Source organism: Phocaeicola sp. RTP21198st1_B8_RTP21198_201120 (genome assembly GCF_040929485.1).
Taxonomy (GTDB): Bacteria; Bacteroidota; Bacteroidia; order Bacteroidales; family Bacteroidaceae; genus Phocaeicola; species Phocaeicola dorei.
The window spans coordinates 1-689 of record NZ_JBCOCI010000424.1 but is presented as its reverse complement, the minus strand read 5'-3'; the positions used below and the strand labels follow the sequence as shown (position 1 = coordinate 689).

Annotated in this window: 1 protein-coding gene; it reads right to left on the bottom strand. The window is 46.9% G+C overall.

Translation table 11 applies throughout. The annotated features are described in order from the left end of the window. A partial coding sequence (locus AB5935_RS26935; protein WP_368327970.1) for a DUF4838 domain-containing protein occupies positions 1–689 on the bottom strand: 689 nt, incomplete at both ends.

The window sequence follows — 689 nt, the reverse complement described above, 5'->3', positions numbered from 1 at the left end:
GCCATTTTTTGGATACCGGGTATTCCTGATTGAAATAGCTTTTAATTAACTCATCAACCGGAAGTTCCGGGTTGATAAGAAGGGCTGATAATACAAAAGTCCTCATTTCATCGAAAGAAGAATAGCTGTAGCCGCTTCCGTTGAAAAATATGCCGCTGGCTCCGTGTTGTTTGAAAAGTTGGAGTCTTTGCTGGGCTATCTTTAATATGGGGAAAGGAGTGAGGTAGTCGTCGAAGTTGTTGATATAGTCCCATATATAGATGTTGTTCGTTACTTTCTTCCAGTTGTCGAGTTGTTCCGCAAATTTCTTGTCTTGCTCGTCCTTGCCGTCTGTCCGGCGGAGCGGGTAGTCGATAGCGCTGACAATTACCCCGACGTTAGGCGGAAGTTGCTTGTCTGTGACTTGTTGCGTAGTCAGGTAGGAAGTCGTAAAGAACGTGTGTTTGGGGAAACGCTGCGACAGGCGGAGGATCAGTTCCGTAACGGCGGGAGTTGCGTTCTTCTCTGTATTTCCCAATGCGGTGCAGGTGGCACACGTACAGGCGTACGGAGTATCATCCGGTGCGATTACAAAACGGAAATTCCCCTTTTCACCGAAGTTATCTACGATGTAACTTTCTATCTGGCGATACATATCCTCGGAAGAGAAACACAGTTGTGAGTCATCTGTCTTCCCGTGAATGGTGGCA